Here is a 15,353-nt window from a genome sequence, read left to right on the forward strand (position 1 = left end):
GTGGTCCTACCCCCGTGCTTTTTGTTGCACGGGACCCATGGGTGCAACCGGCACCCGGCTTTCCCTGCGCCCTCTGTCTTCGAGGAGGGTGAAACGAGATGCAAAGCTCGGGCGTAACGCGCCGCGAGAATGCGGAGTTACACCACCTCACACACTCCACCGTCATGCCCGCCAAGGCGGGCATCCAGTACTCCGCGGCGCTTCGGATCAGCCTCGAACGCTTCTGGAATACTTCATCGTCCGGTCAAGCCGGACGATGACAGTGGAGAGCTGTTTGACATTTGAATCAGAACCTCTCCCCTCGTCATTGCGAGGAGCGAAGCGACGAAGCAATCCACGCCTGCGCAAGCGGCGCGATGGATTGCTTCGCTCCGCTCGCAATGACAATGGCGAGGGCAGCGCACTCCAACCTGTCCCCTCACTCTGACGAGACCGCGCAGCGGTCGTCTCGAAGGGCGAGGCCACCGGCGGGGCCTCATCCTTCGAGACGCGGCCAAATGGCCGCTCCTCAGAGGGGCTAACGGCGCACGCCAAATTCGTAAGATGGGTAGAGCGAAGCGAAACCCATCATTCACGCCGCGTGCACTATGGCGATGGGTTTCGCTCCGCTCTACCCCTCCTACGGCGCGGCTCCCTCAGGCGCGCATCGCCTGCAGGCCCTTGAAGGTCAGGCGCTTGGGGTCCTTGATGCCGGCGAGGTAGAAGCGGCGGATGAAGGCAACGGCGGCGTCGCGGTCGCAATCGGTCAGCGCCACGAGGGCATCGACGGCAATTCGCTGGGCGTCCATGGGCTTCCTCTTGCTATCAGCAGCCACAGGCCGTGCAGCGTAGGGTGTCTCGGTTAATCCGGCGTTAACCGTCGCGGCAGAATGGCTGATTCGGCGGGAAGCCCGAATCCGCAAAACTACCCATGGGGCGTTAAGGCGCAGGTTTCGCCGAGAACAACGAGGACTGTCACGAATACTGCATCACGCCGTCATCCACCTTGCCGTAGCGCAGGGAGACGATGTCGAGCGCATAGTTCTGGTAGAGCCGCCACGGCCGCTTCGAGCCCTGCTTGGGCAATTTCGCGATCGAGCGCTGGACATAGCCGGACGAGAAATCCAGCGCCGGCAGCGCCTCGATCGAAGGATCGAGATTATGCGCCACGCACTGCCTGAAGCCGTGCCGGTCCATGTAGTTGATCAGACGGCAGGCATATTCGCAGGTGAGGTCGCATTTCAGCGTCCACGACGCGTTTGTGTAGCCGAGCGTCGCCGCGAGGTTCGGCACATCCGAATACATCATGCCCTTGTAGCTCAGCGTTTTCGCGAAATCGACGATGCGACCGTCGACGCTGACCTCGACGCCGCCGAGCACCTGCAGGACCAGCCCGGTAGCGGTGATGATGATGTCGGCCGGAAGCTCGCTGCCGTCCTTCAGGCGAATGCCGTTCCTGGTGAAGGTATCGATCTGGCTGGTGACGACGGAGGCGCGCTTCTCGCGGATCGATTTGAACAGGTCGCCGTCCGGCACGAGGCAGAGCCGCTGCTCCCACGGATTGTAGCGCGGCGTGAAATGCGTGCCGATGTCGTAATCCGGACCGAGCGCCATCTTGATGCCGCCAAGGATGAGCTCCTTGGCGCGCTCCGGCTTGCGGCGGCAGAGCTGGAAGAAATACATGCCGAGCAGCACGTTGCGCCAGCGGATCAGATGATAAGCGAGCCCCGCCGAGAGATTGCGCCGGAGCTTGTTGGCGAGCGCATCCTCCGCCGGACGCGCCACCACGTAAGTCGGCGAGCGCTGCAGCATCGTCACGTGCGCGGCTGTCTTGGCAAGCTCCGGCACCAGCGTCACCGCTGTCGCGCCCGAGCCGATCACGACCACGCGCTTGCCGGCGTAGTCGAGATGCTCGGGCCATTTCTGCGGATGAACGATCTGACCCTCGAAGTCGGCGAGACCTGCGAATTCCGGCGTGTAGCCTTCCTCATATCTGTAATAACCCGAGCACATGAGGAGGAAATTGCAGGTGATGCGCACGATCTCGGCCGCGCCCTCGCCTGCCCTGCGCTCCGCCTCGACGGTCCAGCGCGCCTCGTCGGACGACCACGAGACACGCTTGACGCGATGGTTGAAGCGGATCTTGCGGTCGATCCCGTTCTGCGCCGCGGTCTCGCGTACATAGTTCAGGATGCGCGGCCCGTCCGCGATCGCCTTCGGTTCGGTCCACGGGCGGAACGAGTAGCCGAGCGTGTACATGTCGCTGTCGGAGCGGATGCCGGGATAGCGGAACAGATCCCAGGTGCCGCCGATGCAGTCGCGGCCCTCGAGGATGACGTAGCTTTTGGTCGGGCACTTCTGCTGCAGGTGATAGCCCGCGCCGATGCCGGACAGCCCGGCGCCGACGATCAGAACATCGAAATGCTCCATTGCCTCGGTCATGACGCTCTCCCTGCCAAAGTATTGAGCAGGCGGGAACCAATTTGCAACTCGCTTCGGTTGGCCGCGGCAAAGAAAAAGGCCCCGGACTGCGCCGGGCCCCTGCATATTCCGTTCAGGAGAAGTGGGATCAGTAGCGGTAATGATCCGACTTGTACGGCCCTTCCGTCTTGACGCCGATATAGTCGGCCTGGTCTTTGCGCAGCTCGGTCAGCTTGACGCCGATCTTGGCGAGGTGCAGGCGGGCGACCTTTTCGTCCAGCGTCTTCGGCAGCACGTAGACCTTCTTCTCGTACTTGCCGTTCTTGTTGTTGGCGAACAGCTCGATCTGCGCCAGCGTCTGGTTGGTGAACGAGGCCGACATCACGAAGGACGGATGGCCCATGGCGTTGCCGAGGTTCACGAGGCGGCCTTCCGACAGCAGAATGATGCGGTGCTTGTCAGGGAATTCGATCTCGTCGACCTGCGGCTTGATGTTGGTCCATTTCAGATTGCGCAGCGACGCGATCTGGATCTCGTTGTCGAAGTGGCCGATGTTGCAGACGATGGCACGATCCTTCATCGCGCGCATGTGCTCGATGGTGATGATGTCCTTGTTGCCGGTGGCGGTGACGAAGATGTCGGCGCGCGGCGCGGCATCTTCCATGGTTACGACCTCATAGCCTTCCATCGCCGCCTGCAGCGCGCAGATCGGATCGACCTCGGAGACCATCACGCGGCAGCCGGCCTGGCGCAGCGAAGCCGCCGAGCCCTTGCCGACGTCGCCGAAGCCCGCGACCATCGCGACCTTGCCCGACAACATCACGTCGGTGCCGCGGCGGATGCCGTCGACCAGCGACTCGCGGCAGCCATAGAGGTTGTCGAACTTCGACTTGGTAACGCTGTCGTTGACGTTGATGGCCGGGAACAGCAGCGTACCCTTGTTCGCCATCTCATAAAGGCGGTGCACACCGGTGGTGGTCTCTTCCGAGACGCCCTTGATGTTCTTGGCGATCTCGGCGAACCAGCCCTTCGGCTTCTCCTTCAGAAGCCGCTTGATCAGCGCGTAGAAGATCTCCTCTTCCTCCGAGCCGGGCTTGTCGAGGAACGCAGTGTCGCCCTGCTCGGCGCGGTAACCGGCATGAACCAGCATGGTGGCGTCGCCGCCGTCGTCGAGGATCATGTTGGGCGTGCCGCCGCCGTGCCAGTCGAACAGCTTGGCGGTGTAGTCCCAGTATTCGGTGAGGGTCTCGCCCTTCACCGCGAACACCGGAATGCCGGCAGCAGCGATCGCGGCCGCGGCGTGGTCCTGGGTCGAATAGATGTTGCAGGAGACCCAGCGGATGTCGGCGCCGAGCGCGGCCAGCGTCTCGATCAAGACAGCGGTCTGGATGGTCATGTGCAGGGAGCCGGCAATACGCGCGCCCTTCAGGGGCTGCTTGGGGCCGAACTCCTCGCGTGTCGCCATCAACCCGGGCATCTCGGTTTCTGCGAGCGAGATTTCCTTGCGGCCGAAGTCGGCGAGCGAGATGTCCTTGACGATATAGTCGGTGAAGCCAGGCTTTGTCGGGGCGTTCATCGCGAGATTCCTGTTGTTAAACTCGTCATTCCGGGGCGCCGCGAAGAGGCGAACCCGGAATCTCAAAATGATGGACAAGGATTCCGGGTTCGCTCGCTCTCGCGAGCGCCCCGGAATGACGTACGCTGCTTAGACTGCGCGCTTGAGCGGCTCGACAAGATCGGTCTTCTCCCAGGAGAAGCCGCCCTCATTATCGGGCGTGCGGCCGAAATGACCGTAGGCCGAGGTCCGCGCGTAGATCGGACGGTTGAGGTCGAGATGGGTGCGGATGCCGCGCGGGGTCAGGTCCATCGCTTGCGCCACCGCCTTCTCGAGCTTGTCCTCCGGCACCTTACCGGTGCCATGGGTGTCGATGTAGATCGACAGCGGCCGCGCCACGCCGATCGCGTAAGCGAGCTGCAGGGTGCAGCGGTCGGCGAGACCGGCGGCGACGATGTTCTTGGCCACATAGCGCGCGGCATAGGCGGCCGAGCGGTCGACCTTGGTCGGATCCTTGCCGGAGAAAGCGCCGCCGCCATGCGGGGCTGCGCCGCCATAGGTGTCGACGATGATCTTGCGGCCGGTGAGGCCGGAGTCGCCATCGGGGCCGCCGATGAAGAACTTGCCGGTCGGGTTGATGTGCCAGATGGTCTTGCCGTTGATCCAATCCTTCGGCAGCGCCTCGCGCACATAGGGCTCGACGATGTCGCGAACCTGATTGGAGGAGAGATCCTCGACCAGATGCTGGTGCGAGACCACGATCTCGCGCACGCCGACCGGCTTGCCGTTCTCGTACTGTACGGTGACCTGGCTCTTGGAGTCCGGCCCCAGCACCTTCTCGCGGCCGGAGTGGCGCGCTTCGGAAATCAGCCGCAGGATCTTGTGGGCATAGAAGATCGGCGCCGGCATCAGGTCCGGCGTCTCATTGGTGGCGTAACCGAACATGATGCCCTGGTCGCCCGCGCCCTCTTCCTTGGCGTCGCCCGGCTGCTGCCCATCGACGCCCTGCGCGATATCGGCCGACTGCGGATGCAGGAGGATCTCGATGTCGCAGTTCTTCCAGTGGAAGCCCTCCTGCTCGTAGCCGATGTCCTTGATCGCCTCGCGGACGGTGCTTTCGATCTGGTCGTTGGTCACCGACTGGGGCCCGCGGGTTTCGCCGGCGATCACCACCTTGTTGGTCGTGGCGAGCGTTTCGCAGGCGGCGCGGATCTGCCACGGGTCGATGCCGGCTTTCGGCCCTTCCCGATAGAACAGATCGACGATCTCGTCCGAGATCCGGTCGCAGACCTTGTCTGGATGCCCTTCGGAGACCGACTCGCTGGTGAACAGGTAAGACGCGCGCATCAAGCAAACCCCTTGTTATGTCGACTTCCGACGTTTGTGTGAGTGTGTTCCTGACATGTCAGTCCCGGCGACGCGAGATGACGTAGGATTCGTCGTAGAACCAAAGCCCATTATGTTTGCGCAGAACGTCGCGGGTGGCTTCGAGAGTTCGGCCGCTTTCCGCCAACTCCGCCAACCGGTCGTCTTCAACCTGGGCGACATACACCGCCGCGTTCCACGCTGCAAAGGCAGTCGAGGTTCCGATCGAGCCGGTGACCTCGTTAGGCAAGGCTTCCATATCATAGCGGAAGATCGAGCGGTTATCCGCGTATGCGTTAAAGTTAAGGTCGCGCCCGGCCGACCCCAGCTCGTATTTGACCGCGCGCAGTATCTCATGGCGGCTGACGGCGAAAGGATTTTCTCCGGGCCACACGGCCTGGATAATTTCCAAACCCGGATCGTCGCCATGGGAGTGAATACCGATCAGGCGACCGCCGCTGCGCAAGGCGCGCGCCAGCGGCGCAATGATGCGCTTGGCCCGGAAATTCACCGAGGATTTCGCCCGGTATGGCTGGGATGCGATGACGAGGTCGAAATTGGCCTCGGTCTTGCCGGCCCGCGGGATGATCGAATCGAGCAGGAATCTCTGGTCCTCCCGGTAGAGCACCAAAACCACCGGACGCTCATAGATGGGCATCCCGGATCGTGGGCTGACGCGGGCACGCCAATTCTGCTCGAGAAACGGGCCGAGTTCCGCGATCTGGGCCTCGAATTCGCCCGACGAGCCGCCCCGCAGCGGCACCTCGTGCCAGAGCGTGCTGGCGGCCGCCACCGGGGATTTGGGGGTCAGCCAAGGCGCCTCGTCGTAATACATGTTGGTCAGCACGAACACGGTCGAGGGGTGTTCGAACAGCCGGTCCGGCACCTTGTCGAGGGTCAGCCGGACGTCCTCCAGGCTGAGTTCCTTGCCGGCCACGTAGAACGGCATATGGGGAAAGCGGCTATGCATGGCGCGCAGCACCCGCGCCAGCACCGTGCCATCGCCGACGCCGGCGTCGAACACCCGCAGCGCCGGCGGCCGGGGATGGATAGCGGAAAGCTCCAACGCCACCCGCTGCGCGATCACCCGCTTCTCGCCGCAGGTATGGACGAACAGCAAATACCGCTGCCGGTTCTCGAAAAAACGGAAATTCTGCCGCGGATCGCGCTTCTCCAGTGGCACCACCAGCCCCCGCGGCGGCGCCACACCGCCCGGCGTCGAGGTGGCAATGAAGGCCTGGATGCGGTCCAGCGTGTCGATGGTGATCTTTTTGCCCTCCCGCAGCCGGTGCACCAGCTTGCCGTCATTGACCGCACGCCGGCCGAACGTGGACTCGGCCATGTCGGCCCCCCGGCAGAAGTCAATGATCTGGCTCAGGATTTGGTCGTTCTTCATCGGGCCAAGTGAGTGGGACAGCAGTGGGCAGCCATAGAGGGCAGCATGCTGTTAGCACATATTTCCCACTCTTTGAACCCCCCTCGCCCGCCCTGCCATAAAGCAGGCCGAACGCCCCCCGACGGCAGCGATGGCAGGCCGTGGTCGAACTCGTCGCTATCGGGAAAGGTCTAGCTGGCGCAGAAGTGACGGGGTGCTTCCACACCGTCACTCCGGGGCGATGCGATACATTGAACCTCGAGATTCCCGATGCGCGTCTGCGACGCGCCCCGGAATGACAGGCCGTGGCTACTACTTACCCCACACCTCTTCTGCGACTTCCACTGCAAGCCTGAGCTTCGCCCACTGTTCTTCTTCGGAAAGGACGTTGCCTTCCTCGGTCGAAGCGAAGCCGCATTGGGGCGAGAGCGCGAGTTGTTCGAGCGGCGCGAATTTGGAAGCTTCCTCCAGGCGCCGCTTGATGGCGTCCTTGTTTTCGAGCTCGCCGAACTTGGACGTAATGACGCCGACCACCACGACCTTGTTGCCCTTTGGCAAATAGCGCAGCGGCTCGAAACCGCCGGCACGGTCGGAATCATATTCGAGGAAATAGCCATCGTAGTTAGTGCCGCCGAGCAGCGTTTCCGCCACCGGCTCGTAGCCGCCGGACGAAATCCAGGTGGAGCGGAAATTGCCGCGGCAGACATGGGTCGAGATCACCATGTCGGACGGACGGTCCGCGATCGCGTAGTTGATGACGCGGGCGTAGATCTCCTGCAGGCCATCGGGATTGTCGCCGCGCTCGCGCGCCTTCTGCAATTCGTCCTGCGAGCAGAGATAGGCCCACACCGTGTCGTCGAACTGCAGATAGCGGCAGCCGGCGTCATAAAACGCCTTCACGGCCTTGCGGTAGGTCTTGCCGAGATCCTCGAAGAACGGTTCGAGCTCGGGATAGACCTCCTTCGAGATCAGCTTGCGGCCACCGCGGAAGTGCAGCACCGACGGCGCGGGGATCGTCATCTTCGCCGTGACATGAGCCTGGTCGGCGTATTTCTTCAGAAACCTGAAGTGATCGAGCATCGGGTGGTCGTCGGGGAAATCCAATCTGTCGATCACGCGGATTGCGTCATGGCGCGTCTGCACGCCTGTGAACTGGATGCCGGCGTCCGGGTGGAACAGTTCGCAGCCGGTCAGCTTGGCGAGAAAATCAAAGTGCCACCAGGAGCGACGGAATTCACCGTCGGTCGCGAGCTTCAGCCCGGTGGAGGCCTGGCGGTGCACGACCTTCTCGATCTCGATGTCCTCGATCTTGCGCAGATCCTCGGGCGTGATCTCGCCCTTTTCAAGCTTGGCGCGCGCCTCCTTGATCTTCGGTGGCCGCAGCAGGCTGCCGACCTCGTCGGCGCGGAAAGGAGGTTTTGTTCGTTGCATGGTTTCGACTCCCTAGGGACGGAATTAATGCGCTTTGGCGCCGGAGACCCCAAGATGCCGCTCGAGCACCGTGGGATCGGCTTTCAAGGCATCGCTTGCCGCATCGTGCACGATTGTGCCGCGTTCCAATATCACGAGGCGGTCCGCGAGCCCCAGAACCTTTTGCGCGTGCTGTTCTACGATGATCGAGCAGATACCACCAGAGCGGGTGATCGTGCCGAGCGCTTTCAGCAATTCCTCAACGATGATCGGCGCCAGTCCCTCTGTCGGCTCGTCCAAGAGCAGCACCTTTGGGTTCAAGGTCAGCGCGCGGCCGATCGCCAACATCTGCTGCTCGCCACCGGAGAGCTGGTTGCCGAAATTGCCGCGCCGCTCCTTCAGCCGGGGGAACATCTGGTAGATCCTCTCCACCGTCCATGGTCCTGGCTGGGCCACTGCGGTCATGTTCTCCTCAACCGTGAGGGAGCGAAAGATATTGCGTTCCTGCGGCACCCAGCCGACCCCAGCGCGGGCCCGCTGATCCGGACGCAGCGCCGTGATGTCCTGCCCGGCCAGCGCAATGCGGCCGCCGAAACGGCGGGTGACGCCGACGATGGAATTGATCAGCGTGGTCTTGCCTGTGCCGTTGCGCCCGAGCAGCGCCAGCACCTGGCCTTCGGGGAGCGACAGCGTCATGCCCGGCAGCACCACCGCCTCGCCATAGCCAGCACGCAGGCCCTCGATCGCGAGCAGCTCAGGCATCGGCCGCCTCGCCGAGATAGACCGCCTTCACTTGCGGGTCGCGCGCCACGGCATCCGGCGGACCTTCAGTCAATAGCGCACCGTTGACCAGTACCGAAATGCGGTCGGCGAAGGAGAATACGAGATCCATGTCGTGCTCGATCAGGAGCACCGTTACCTCGCGCGGCAGCGCGGCGACAGCGGTCAGAATGTCGTGGCGCTCGATTTCGGGTACGCCGGCGGCCGGCTCGTCGAGCAGCAGCACGCGGGGTCTGGTGGCAATCGCGACCGCGATCTCGAGCAGGCGCTGCTTGCCATAGGGCAAAGTGACGGTGGGCTCGTTCATGACGTCGAGCAAATGAAACCGCGCCAGGATCTCGGCGATCTCGGCATTGACGACTACCCGCGTCCCCATCCGCCGCCACCAGTCGCCGCCGCGTCCCATCCGTTCGGAGACCGCGAGCCCAATGGTCTCCAGTGGGGTGAGATCGGGATAGAGCTGGTTGATCTGGAACGTACGCGACAGGCCACGCAGCACGCGCTTGTGCACCGGCAGGTTGGTGATGTCGTTGCCTTCGAGCAGGATGCGGCCGGCATTGGGCCGCAGCACCCCGGTGAGCAGGTTGATCACCGTGGTCTTGCCGGCCCCGTTCGGCCCGATCAAAGCGTGGCGGGCGCCCCGCTCGATCCGGAGCGAAAGGTCGCGCGTGACGCGCAAGCCGCCGAAGGTTTTTTCCAGTCCCCTGGTTTCCAGCGCGATCATCATGACGGATCGCTTTCGGGAACCACGACAACGGCCCGGCGACCGGTAAATTGCCGGATGATGAGGTTGGGCAGCCAAAGCGCCCAGCGATGGATGCGGGCGCGGCCGACCAGAACGATCACGACCAGCACCAGCCCGATCCAGAACAGCCAGTATTGCGGCGTAATGGTCGAAAACAGCTCCTGCAGCATCTTGAACACGACGGCGCCGATCAGCCCGCCATAGAGATAGCCGGTGCCGCCGATGACCAGCATCAGCATCAAATCCGCCGAACGCTCGAACGAGAACACGTCGAGCGAAGCCAGCGCCGTGGTCTGCGTGAACAGCGCGCCGGCGACGCCGGCATAGAACGCCGATACCGTGTAGATCGCCACCAATCGGCGATTGACGGGAATGCCGATCGCGGCGGCGCGCAGCGGGTTGTTCCTGATCGCGCGCAGCGACAGCCCGAACGGCGAATGCACGATCCGCCGCGCCAGCACGAACAGGAGGAACAGCACGATCAGCGAGTAGAAGAAGCCGGTCTGGCCGAAGATGTCGAACGCGAAGCGGCCGAGGATCGGCTGCATCTCGATGCCTTGCAATCCGTCGGTACCGCCGGTGATATCGGAGAAGCGTTCGGCGAGCGCCTCCAGGAGCAGCGCGATGCCGAGCGTGACCATCAGCCGCGTCAGATCGACGCCGCGGATGACAAGAAAGCTCGTGAAGAAGCCGAGCACCATGGCAGCAAGGCCTGCGACCACGAGCGCGACTACCGGCTCGCTGATGATACCGTGCAGCGCCAGCAGCCCCGCGGAATAGGCGCCGACGCCGAAGAATGCGGCATGCCCAAGCGAGACGATGCCAGCATAGCCAAGGATCAGGTCGAGCGACAGCGCGAACAAAGCGAGCCGCACGATCTCGGCCATGATCAGGTAGCGGGATGGAAACAGGAAGCCGCAGGCGGCGACCACGATCCAGAAGGCAATCTCGCCCGCTCGCCAGCGGGCGCCGGCAACCACATGCGTGGAAACGTCGGGAAGCGTGCTCATCGCACCCCTCAGCGCGCGGCCGTGCGGCCGAACAGGCCGTTCGGACGCCAGATCAGGATCACGATCATGATCGTGTAGATCACGAAGGGTCCCATCTTCGGGACATAATACTTGCCGGCAACATCGCCGATGCCGAGCAAGAGCGAAGCCAGGAATGGGCCGGTGATCGAGGAGGAGCCGCCCACCGTCACCACGATCAGAAAGTAGATCATGAATTTGAGCGGGAAATAAGGATCAAGGCCGAGGATCTCCGCGCTCAACGCGCCGCCGAGCCCGGCCAGCCCGCAACCGAAGGCGAAGGTGAAAGCGAAGACCTGCGGCACATTGATGCCGAGCCCGATCGCGGCACGGGGATCATCGACCGCCGCGCGCAGGCGGCTGCCGAAGCGCGTCCGCGCCAGGATCAATTGCAGCGCGACCGTGAGCAAACCGCAGATCACGATGATCATCAGCCGGTAGCGACCGATGCCGACCCCGAAGACATCGAACTGCCCCTCGAGGGCCGCCGGCAATTTGATGAAGACCCGCGACGAGCCCATGGTGTAGTCGACCGCCGCGATCGACATGAAAACGAGTCCGATGGAGAACAGCACCTGGTCGAGATGGCTGCGCGCGTAGAGATGACGGTACAGCGTTCGCTCAAGGACCACGCCAACCGCGGCACTGCCGACGAAGGCGAGCGGCAGCGCCGCAAAGAACGGCCAGCCGGAATTATTCACCAGCACCGCGCAGATGTAGCCGCCGGCCATCGCGAAGGCGCCGTGCGCGAGATTGACAAAATTCATCAGTCCGAGCGTCACCGCGAGCCCGCAGGCGAGCACGAACAGCAGCATGCCGTAGGCAACGCCGTCGAACAGGATGGTGAAGAGCGAGGTCATTTCATCCCCGATCAGCCAATATTGAAGAGTGGCCCACGTCTAGCGACCGCGTCATGGCCGGGCCTGTCCCGGCCATCCACGTCTTTCTCGCTGCAGAGAACAGCGTGGATGCCTGAGACAAGCCCGGGCATGACGTGGAGAGAACGCGGCGCGCACCCGATAATGACGAGCGCGGAGTCACTTCTTGGTCTTGCCGGGGTCCTTCACGGCTTCGAAGGTCGCGAATTCGACGTTGTAGAGTTCGCCGTCAACCTTCTCGACCTTGCGGATATAGATGTTCTGCACGATGTCGCGCGTCTCAGGGTCGATCGAGATCGGCCCCCGCGGGCTCTCCCACTTCATCCCCTTCATCGCCGCGATCAGCTTGTCGCCGGTCACGTCGCCACCGGTCTTCTTCAGGGCTTCGTAGATAAGATGGATGCCATCATAGCCGCCCACCGCCATGAAGCCGGGCCGGTTGTTGAACGCCTTCTTGTAGGCGGCCACGAATTCCTTGTTGGTCTGCGAGGGATGTGCGGCGGAATAGAGATGCGCGGTGACCGCGCCGAGCGCGGCATCGCCCATATTATTGAGGAGATCGTCGTCCATGACGTCACCTGGGCCGATCACCCTGATGCCGCTCTTGTCCAGCCCGCGCTCAGCATATTGCTTCATGAAATTGCCGCCCTGCCCGGCCGGCACGAACACGAACATGGCGTCCGGCTTGGAATCCTTCATCCGTTGCAAGAATGGCGCGAAGTCGGGATTAGCGAGCGGCACCTTGACCTCTTCGACGATCTCGCCGCCGCCGGCCACGAAATGCTCCTTGAAGGAAGCGAGCGCATCGTTGCCGGGCGCGTAATCCGAGGTCAGCGTGGCCACCTTCTTGATGCCGTTCTTGACCGCCCAATCGCCGATGATGGTGGAAGACTGCGGCAGCGTGAAGCTGGTGCGGACGATATAGGGCGAGCGCTCGGTAATGATCGAGGTGCCGGCCGCCATCACGATTTCCGGAACTTTCGCCTGGGTCGCCAGGGGCGCCGCGGCGAGCGCGGCCGGGGTGACGCCGAAACCGGCAATGATATTGACCTTCTCGTTGACAATCAGCTCCTGGGCGATCCGCTTGGTGTTGTCGGGAACCGCGACATCGTCCCTCAGGATGATTTCGATCTTCTTGCCGGCGACCGTGTCCCCCTTCTGCTGCATGTAGAGCTTGATCGCGTTGTCGATCTGTTTGCCGGTCGAGGCTTGCCCGCCGGTCATCGGCACGATCAGGCCGACCTTGACCGTTTCCTCCGCCCGGACGGGCACGACGGCCGCTGCGGCGGCAATGGTGCCTGCAGCCAGCAACAATTGACGGCGAATGAACATGAACGCCTCTCCCCCTCATCGTTCTTGCAGATCGAACCGAGTCCCCGGCCCTGCCTCACCATAGCCCAGATTGTTCGGCGGTGTAGCGCGGCGAATGGCGTCGTCCGGCACCGGTTTGTCAAGCCGACGTATGGATGGTACCTGCGCGCTGACCGCCAGGAGCTGCCGATAGCTTAAGGTTCAATAATACCTCCAACAAGACCTGATACGGCTATCTTACCATTTCGAAACGAGGCTCCGCTGACCCGCGCCAATGGTTCGCGTAGCTAGGTCCAAATCTTCAAACGCAAGACACCCTGCATTGCGATGCCAACCAGCGCCCGCCCTCTCGCAACCCTCTTCGCCCTCGCTCTGACAGGCTGCGCCTTGGCCGGATGCGGTACCGTCAACGAGAAGCTGTCTGCCGGCGCGGCGGACTTCATTCCGGCCTGGGCGGGCGGGCTGCCCGCCGACGCCCCACCCCGGCCGGGGACCGCCAAATATGACGAATTCATGCGCGAGCGAGAACGCAAGCGGATGATGCCTGCGGCTGAGCGAGGCGACGAAAATAAGCCGGCACCGACCTCGCAGGACACCGCTCATTGAGGACTGACGAGCGCTACTGCGCTCAGTCGACGAATACCACCGTCTTGCGGCCGTTGGGGATCACGCGGTCCTCGAGATGGTAGCGGATCGCGCGGGCCAGCACCCGGCGCTCGATATCGCGGCCCTTGCGGACGAGATCGTCGGGCGTATCGCGGTGGCTGATGCGCTCGACGTCCTGGTCGATGATCGGCCCTTCGTCGAGGTCGCCGGTGACGTAATGCGCGGTGGCGCCGATTAGTTTGACGCCGCGCTCATGGGCCTGGTGGTAGGGGCGCGCACCCTTGAAGCCCGGCAGGAACGAATGGTGGATATTGATGCAGCGGCCGGCGAGCTTTGCCGACAATTCGTCCGACAGGATCTGCATGTAGCGCGCGAGCACGACGAGGTCGGTATTCGTGTCCTCCGCGAGCTTCCAGACCGCGGCTTCCTGCTCGCGTTTGGTCTCCTTGGTCACGGCCAGGTAGTGGAACGGGATATCACCGAAATCGAGGTGGCTGTAGGTCTCGCGCGGATGGTTGGAGACGATCGCGGTCGGGATCATCTGCAACTCGCCGGTGCGCCAGCGATAGAGGATATCGACCAGGCAGTGATCGGATTTGGAGACCAGCAGCATCACACGGCGGCGGCTTGCGCGGTCGCGCATCTGCCAAACCATGCCGAAGCGCTCGGCGATTGCGGCAAAGCCGGTCTGCAGCGCCGACAATTCGACCGCGAGGTCGGCGGCGGTGAAGACCACCCGCATGAAGAATTTCTTGGTTTCGATATCGTCGAACTGTTGGGCGTCCAGGATGTTCTGACCATTATGCGCGAGAAAGGTCGAGACCGCCGAGACGATACCGGGACGGTCGGGGCAGGACAGAGTCAGGACAAATTGGGGGTCGGACATGGCGATGGATCGAGACTTGGCTGATTGGGGTTTGGCCGATGAGGGCTTGATTGATTAAGGCTTGGGCAGCCGCAGGAACCGCGGATTTGCGGGCCCTGCTGTACCACCGCCGTCGCCCTTGCGCCAATCCCGCAGCAGGGGCCAAATTAAACTCTACGAGAGGCACATCATGGCTGACCGGCTGAACGGCTACCGCATCCTGATCCTGGAGACACGCGAGGAGGCGCAATTCTCCCGGCTGCTCGCCGAACAGGGAGCCGACGTGCTGCAATGTCCGATGTTCGCGATCCACGATGCTCCGGATCCGGCGCCGGTCGAAGCCTGGATCAGGCGCTGTATCGAAAAGCCATTCGATGATCTGGTGCTGATGACCGGCGAAGGCCTGCGGCGCTTGATGAAGGTGGTGCGCCGCGTCGGCGTCGAGCAGGAATTCATTGCAGCGCTGAGCAAGGCCCGCAAATTCGCCCGTGGCCCAAAGCCCGGCCGTGCGTTGCGCGAAATCGGGCTCGAGCCGCAGGTGACGACGGAGAAACCGACCTCGGAGGGCGTCATCGAGATGCTGTCCCGGATCGATCTGAAGGGCCATCGCCTCGGCCTCCAACTCTATCCGGACAAGGATCACAGCGCATTGATCGGCGCGATCAAAGCCCAGGGTGCGGAGGTCGATACCGTGCTGCCCTATGTCTACGATCCCAAGGCTGCCGACGCCAACATCGTCGCCGCCATCGACGAGATGGCGGAGGGCCGGATCGATGCGATCGCGTTGACCAATCTCGGCCAGGTGCGCCGGCTGTTCGAAGCCGCGCGGGCGCGCGGCTCTGAGGACAGGTTGCGTCAGGGCCTAGACCGAACCTCGATCGCCTCGGTGGGGCCGGCGGTCTCGGGCGAACTCGCCTCGCACGGCCTCCGCACCGACATCGCGCCGGCGAACGACGCCTACTTCATGAAGCCGCTGATCTCGGCGATGGCCGTGGCACTCGGAAAACATCCGCCGCGAGTGGGGACGAGGTAACC

The 15,353-nt window shown here is 63.2% G+C and carries 14 protein-coding genes; 2 read left to right on the top strand and 12 right to left on the bottom strand.

Features of this window, described 5'->3' with window-relative positions; all coding sequences use genetic code 11:
* Positions 1-635: 635 nt before the first annotated feature.
* The 11 genes from AC5ZG5_RS21000 to AC5ZG5_RS21050 all read right to left on the bottom strand — a co-directional run bounded on the left by AC5ZG5_RS21000 (position 636) and on the right by AC5ZG5_RS21050 (position 12,868).
* Positions 636-788 (bottom strand): hypothetical protein, encoded by a 153-nt coding sequence (locus AC5ZG5_RS21000; protein WP_165435298.1) that lies wholly within the window; start codon positions 786-788, stop codon positions 636-638.
* Between the two features lie 166 nt (positions 789-954).
* Positions 955-2,421 carry a flavin-containing monooxygenase gene (locus tag AC5ZG5_RS21005; RefSeq protein ID WP_456643070.1) on the bottom strand — a complete coding sequence of 489 codons (1,467 nt, stop codon included), beginning with the start codon at positions 2,419-2,421 and terminating at the stop codon, positions 955-957.
* Between the two features lie 127 nt (positions 2,422-2,548).
* Positions 2,549-3,976, bottom strand: coding sequence for an adenosylhomocysteinase (gene ahcY, locus AC5ZG5_RS21010; RefSeq protein ID WP_208824339.1), 1,428 nt, complete (start codon positions 3,974-3,976; stop codon positions 2,549-2,551).
* Positions 3,977-4,105: 129 nt separating this feature from the next.
* Positions 4,106-5,302, bottom strand: a complete 1,197-nt coding sequence (gene metK / locus AC5ZG5_RS21015) for a methionine adenosyltransferase (RefSeq protein ID WP_028164937.1) — start codon at positions 5,300-5,302, stop codon at positions 4,106-4,108.
* A 58-nt stretch (positions 5,303-5,360) separates the two neighbouring features.
* Positions 5,361-6,716 (bottom strand): hypothetical protein, encoded by a 1,356-nt coding sequence (locus AC5ZG5_RS21020; RefSeq protein ID WP_456643071.1) that lies wholly within the window; start codon positions 6,714-6,716, stop codon positions 5,361-5,363.
* A gap of 291 nt (positions 6,717-7,007) precedes the next feature.
* Entirely contained in the window at positions 7,008-8,126 is a 1,119-nt protein-coding gene (locus AC5ZG5_RS21025; protein ID WP_456643072.1) for a cobalamin-independent methionine synthase II family protein, read from the bottom strand.
* Positions 8,127-8,150: 24 nt separating this feature from the next.
* Positions 8,151-8,867, bottom strand: a complete 717-nt coding sequence (locus AC5ZG5_RS21030; protein ID WP_456643073.1) for an ABC transporter ATP-binding protein — start codon at positions 8,865-8,867, stop codon at positions 8,151-8,153.
* Positions 8,860-9,612 (bottom strand): ABC transporter ATP-binding protein, encoded by a 753-nt coding sequence (locus tag AC5ZG5_RS21035; RefSeq protein WP_456643074.1) that lies wholly within the window; start codon positions 9,610-9,612, stop codon positions 8,860-8,862. The genes AC5ZG5_RS21030 and AC5ZG5_RS21035 overlap by 8 nt, the downstream gene beginning before the upstream one ends.
* Positions 9,609-10,640, bottom strand: a complete 1,032-nt coding sequence (locus AC5ZG5_RS21040) for a branched-chain amino acid ABC transporter permease (RefSeq protein ID WP_456643075.1) — start codon at positions 10,638-10,640, stop codon at positions 9,609-9,611. Before AC5ZG5_RS21040 ends, AC5ZG5_RS21035 begins: the two co-directional genes overlap by 4 nt.
* An 8-nt stretch (positions 10,641-10,648) precedes the next feature.
* Entirely contained in the window at positions 10,649-11,518 is an 870-nt protein-coding gene (locus AC5ZG5_RS21045) for a branched-chain amino acid ABC transporter permease (protein ID WP_456643076.1), read from the bottom strand.
* A 177-nt stretch (positions 11,519-11,695) separates the two neighbouring features.
* A complete protein-coding gene (locus AC5ZG5_RS21050; protein ID WP_456643077.1) occupies positions 11,696-12,868 on the bottom strand; it encodes an ABC transporter substrate-binding protein in 1,173 nt (390 codons plus the stop codon).
* A 306-nt stretch (positions 12,869-13,174) separates the two neighbouring features.
* Here AC5ZG5_RS21050 and AC5ZG5_RS21055 point away from each other — a divergent pair, with 306 nt between their 5' ends.
* Positions 13,175-13,453 (top strand): hypothetical protein, encoded by a 279-nt coding sequence (locus AC5ZG5_RS21055; protein ID WP_028164929.1) that lies wholly within the window; start codon positions 13,175-13,177, stop codon positions 13,451-13,453.
* Between the two features lie 22 nt (positions 13,454-13,475).
* Here AC5ZG5_RS21055 and purU read toward each other — a convergent pair whose 3' ends face one another.
* On the bottom strand, positions 13,476-14,339 hold the full coding sequence (purU, locus tag AC5ZG5_RS21060; RefSeq protein WP_456643078.1) for a formyltetrahydrofolate deformylase: 864 nt from the start codon (positions 14,337-14,339) through the stop codon (positions 13,476-13,478).
* Positions 14,340-14,508: 169 nt separating this feature from the next.
* On the opposite strand from purU, the gene AC5ZG5_RS21065 reads away from it, so the two are divergent.
* Entirely contained in the window at positions 14,509-15,351 is an 843-nt protein-coding gene (locus tag AC5ZG5_RS21065) for a uroporphyrinogen-III synthase (RefSeq protein WP_456643079.1), read from the top strand.
* The last annotated feature ends 2 nt before the right edge of the window (positions 15,352-15,353 follow it).

It is taken from the genome of Bradyrhizobium sp. Ses1, assembly GCF_059512365.1.

Bases quoted from the DNA above. Each gene is read 5' to 3' on its own strand.
- AC5ZG5_RS21000 (WP_165435298.1), bottom strand. From the start codon at position 788: ATGGACGCCCAGCGAATTGCCGTCGATGCCCTCGTGGCGCTGACCGAT.
- AC5ZG5_RS21005 (WP_456643070.1), bottom strand. From the start codon at position 2,421: ATGACCGAGGCAATGGAGCATTTCGATGTTCTGATCGTCGGCGCCGGG.
- ahcY (WP_208824339.1), bottom strand. From the start codon at position 3,976: ATGAACGCCCCGACAAAGCCTGGCTTCACCGACTATATCGTCAAGGAC.
- metK (WP_028164937.1), bottom strand. From the start codon at position 5,302: ATGCGCGCGTCTTACCTGTTCACCAGCGAGTCGGTCTCCGAAGGGCAT.
- AC5ZG5_RS21020 (WP_456643071.1), bottom strand. From the start codon at position 6,716: ATGAAGAACGACCAAATCCTGAGCCAGATCATTGACTTCTGCCGGGGG.
- AC5ZG5_RS21025 (WP_456643072.1), bottom strand. From the start codon at position 8,126: ATGCAACGAACAAAACCTCCTTTCCGCGCCGACGAGGTCGGCAGCCTG.
- AC5ZG5_RS21030 (WP_456643073.1), bottom strand. From the start codon at position 8,867: ATGCCTGAGCTGCTCGCGATCGAGGGCCTGCGTGCTGGCTATGGCGAG.
- AC5ZG5_RS21035 (WP_456643074.1), bottom strand. From the start codon at position 9,612: ATGATGATCGCGCTGGAAACCAGGGGACTGGAAAAAACCTTCGGCGGC.
- AC5ZG5_RS21040 (WP_456643075.1), bottom strand. From the start codon at position 10,640: ATGAGCACGCTTCCCGACGTTTCCACGCATGTGGTTGCCGGCGCCCGC.
- AC5ZG5_RS21045 (WP_456643076.1), bottom strand. From the start codon at position 11,518: ATGACCTCGCTCTTCACCATCCTGTTCGACGGCGTTGCCTACGGCATG.
- AC5ZG5_RS21050 (WP_456643077.1), bottom strand. From the start codon at position 12,868: ATGTTCATTCGCCGTCAATTGTTGCTGGCTGCAGGCACCATTGCCGCC.
- AC5ZG5_RS21055 (WP_028164929.1), top strand. From the start codon at position 13,175: ATGCCAACCAGCGCCCGCCCTCTCGCAACCCTCTTCGCCCTCGCTCTG.
- purU (WP_456643078.1), bottom strand. From the start codon at position 14,339: ATGTCCGACCCCCAATTTGTCCTGACTCTGTCCTGCCCCGACCGTCCC.
- AC5ZG5_RS21065 (WP_456643079.1), top strand. From the start codon at position 14,509: ATGGCTGACCGGCTGAACGGCTACCGCATCCTGATCCTGGAGACACGC.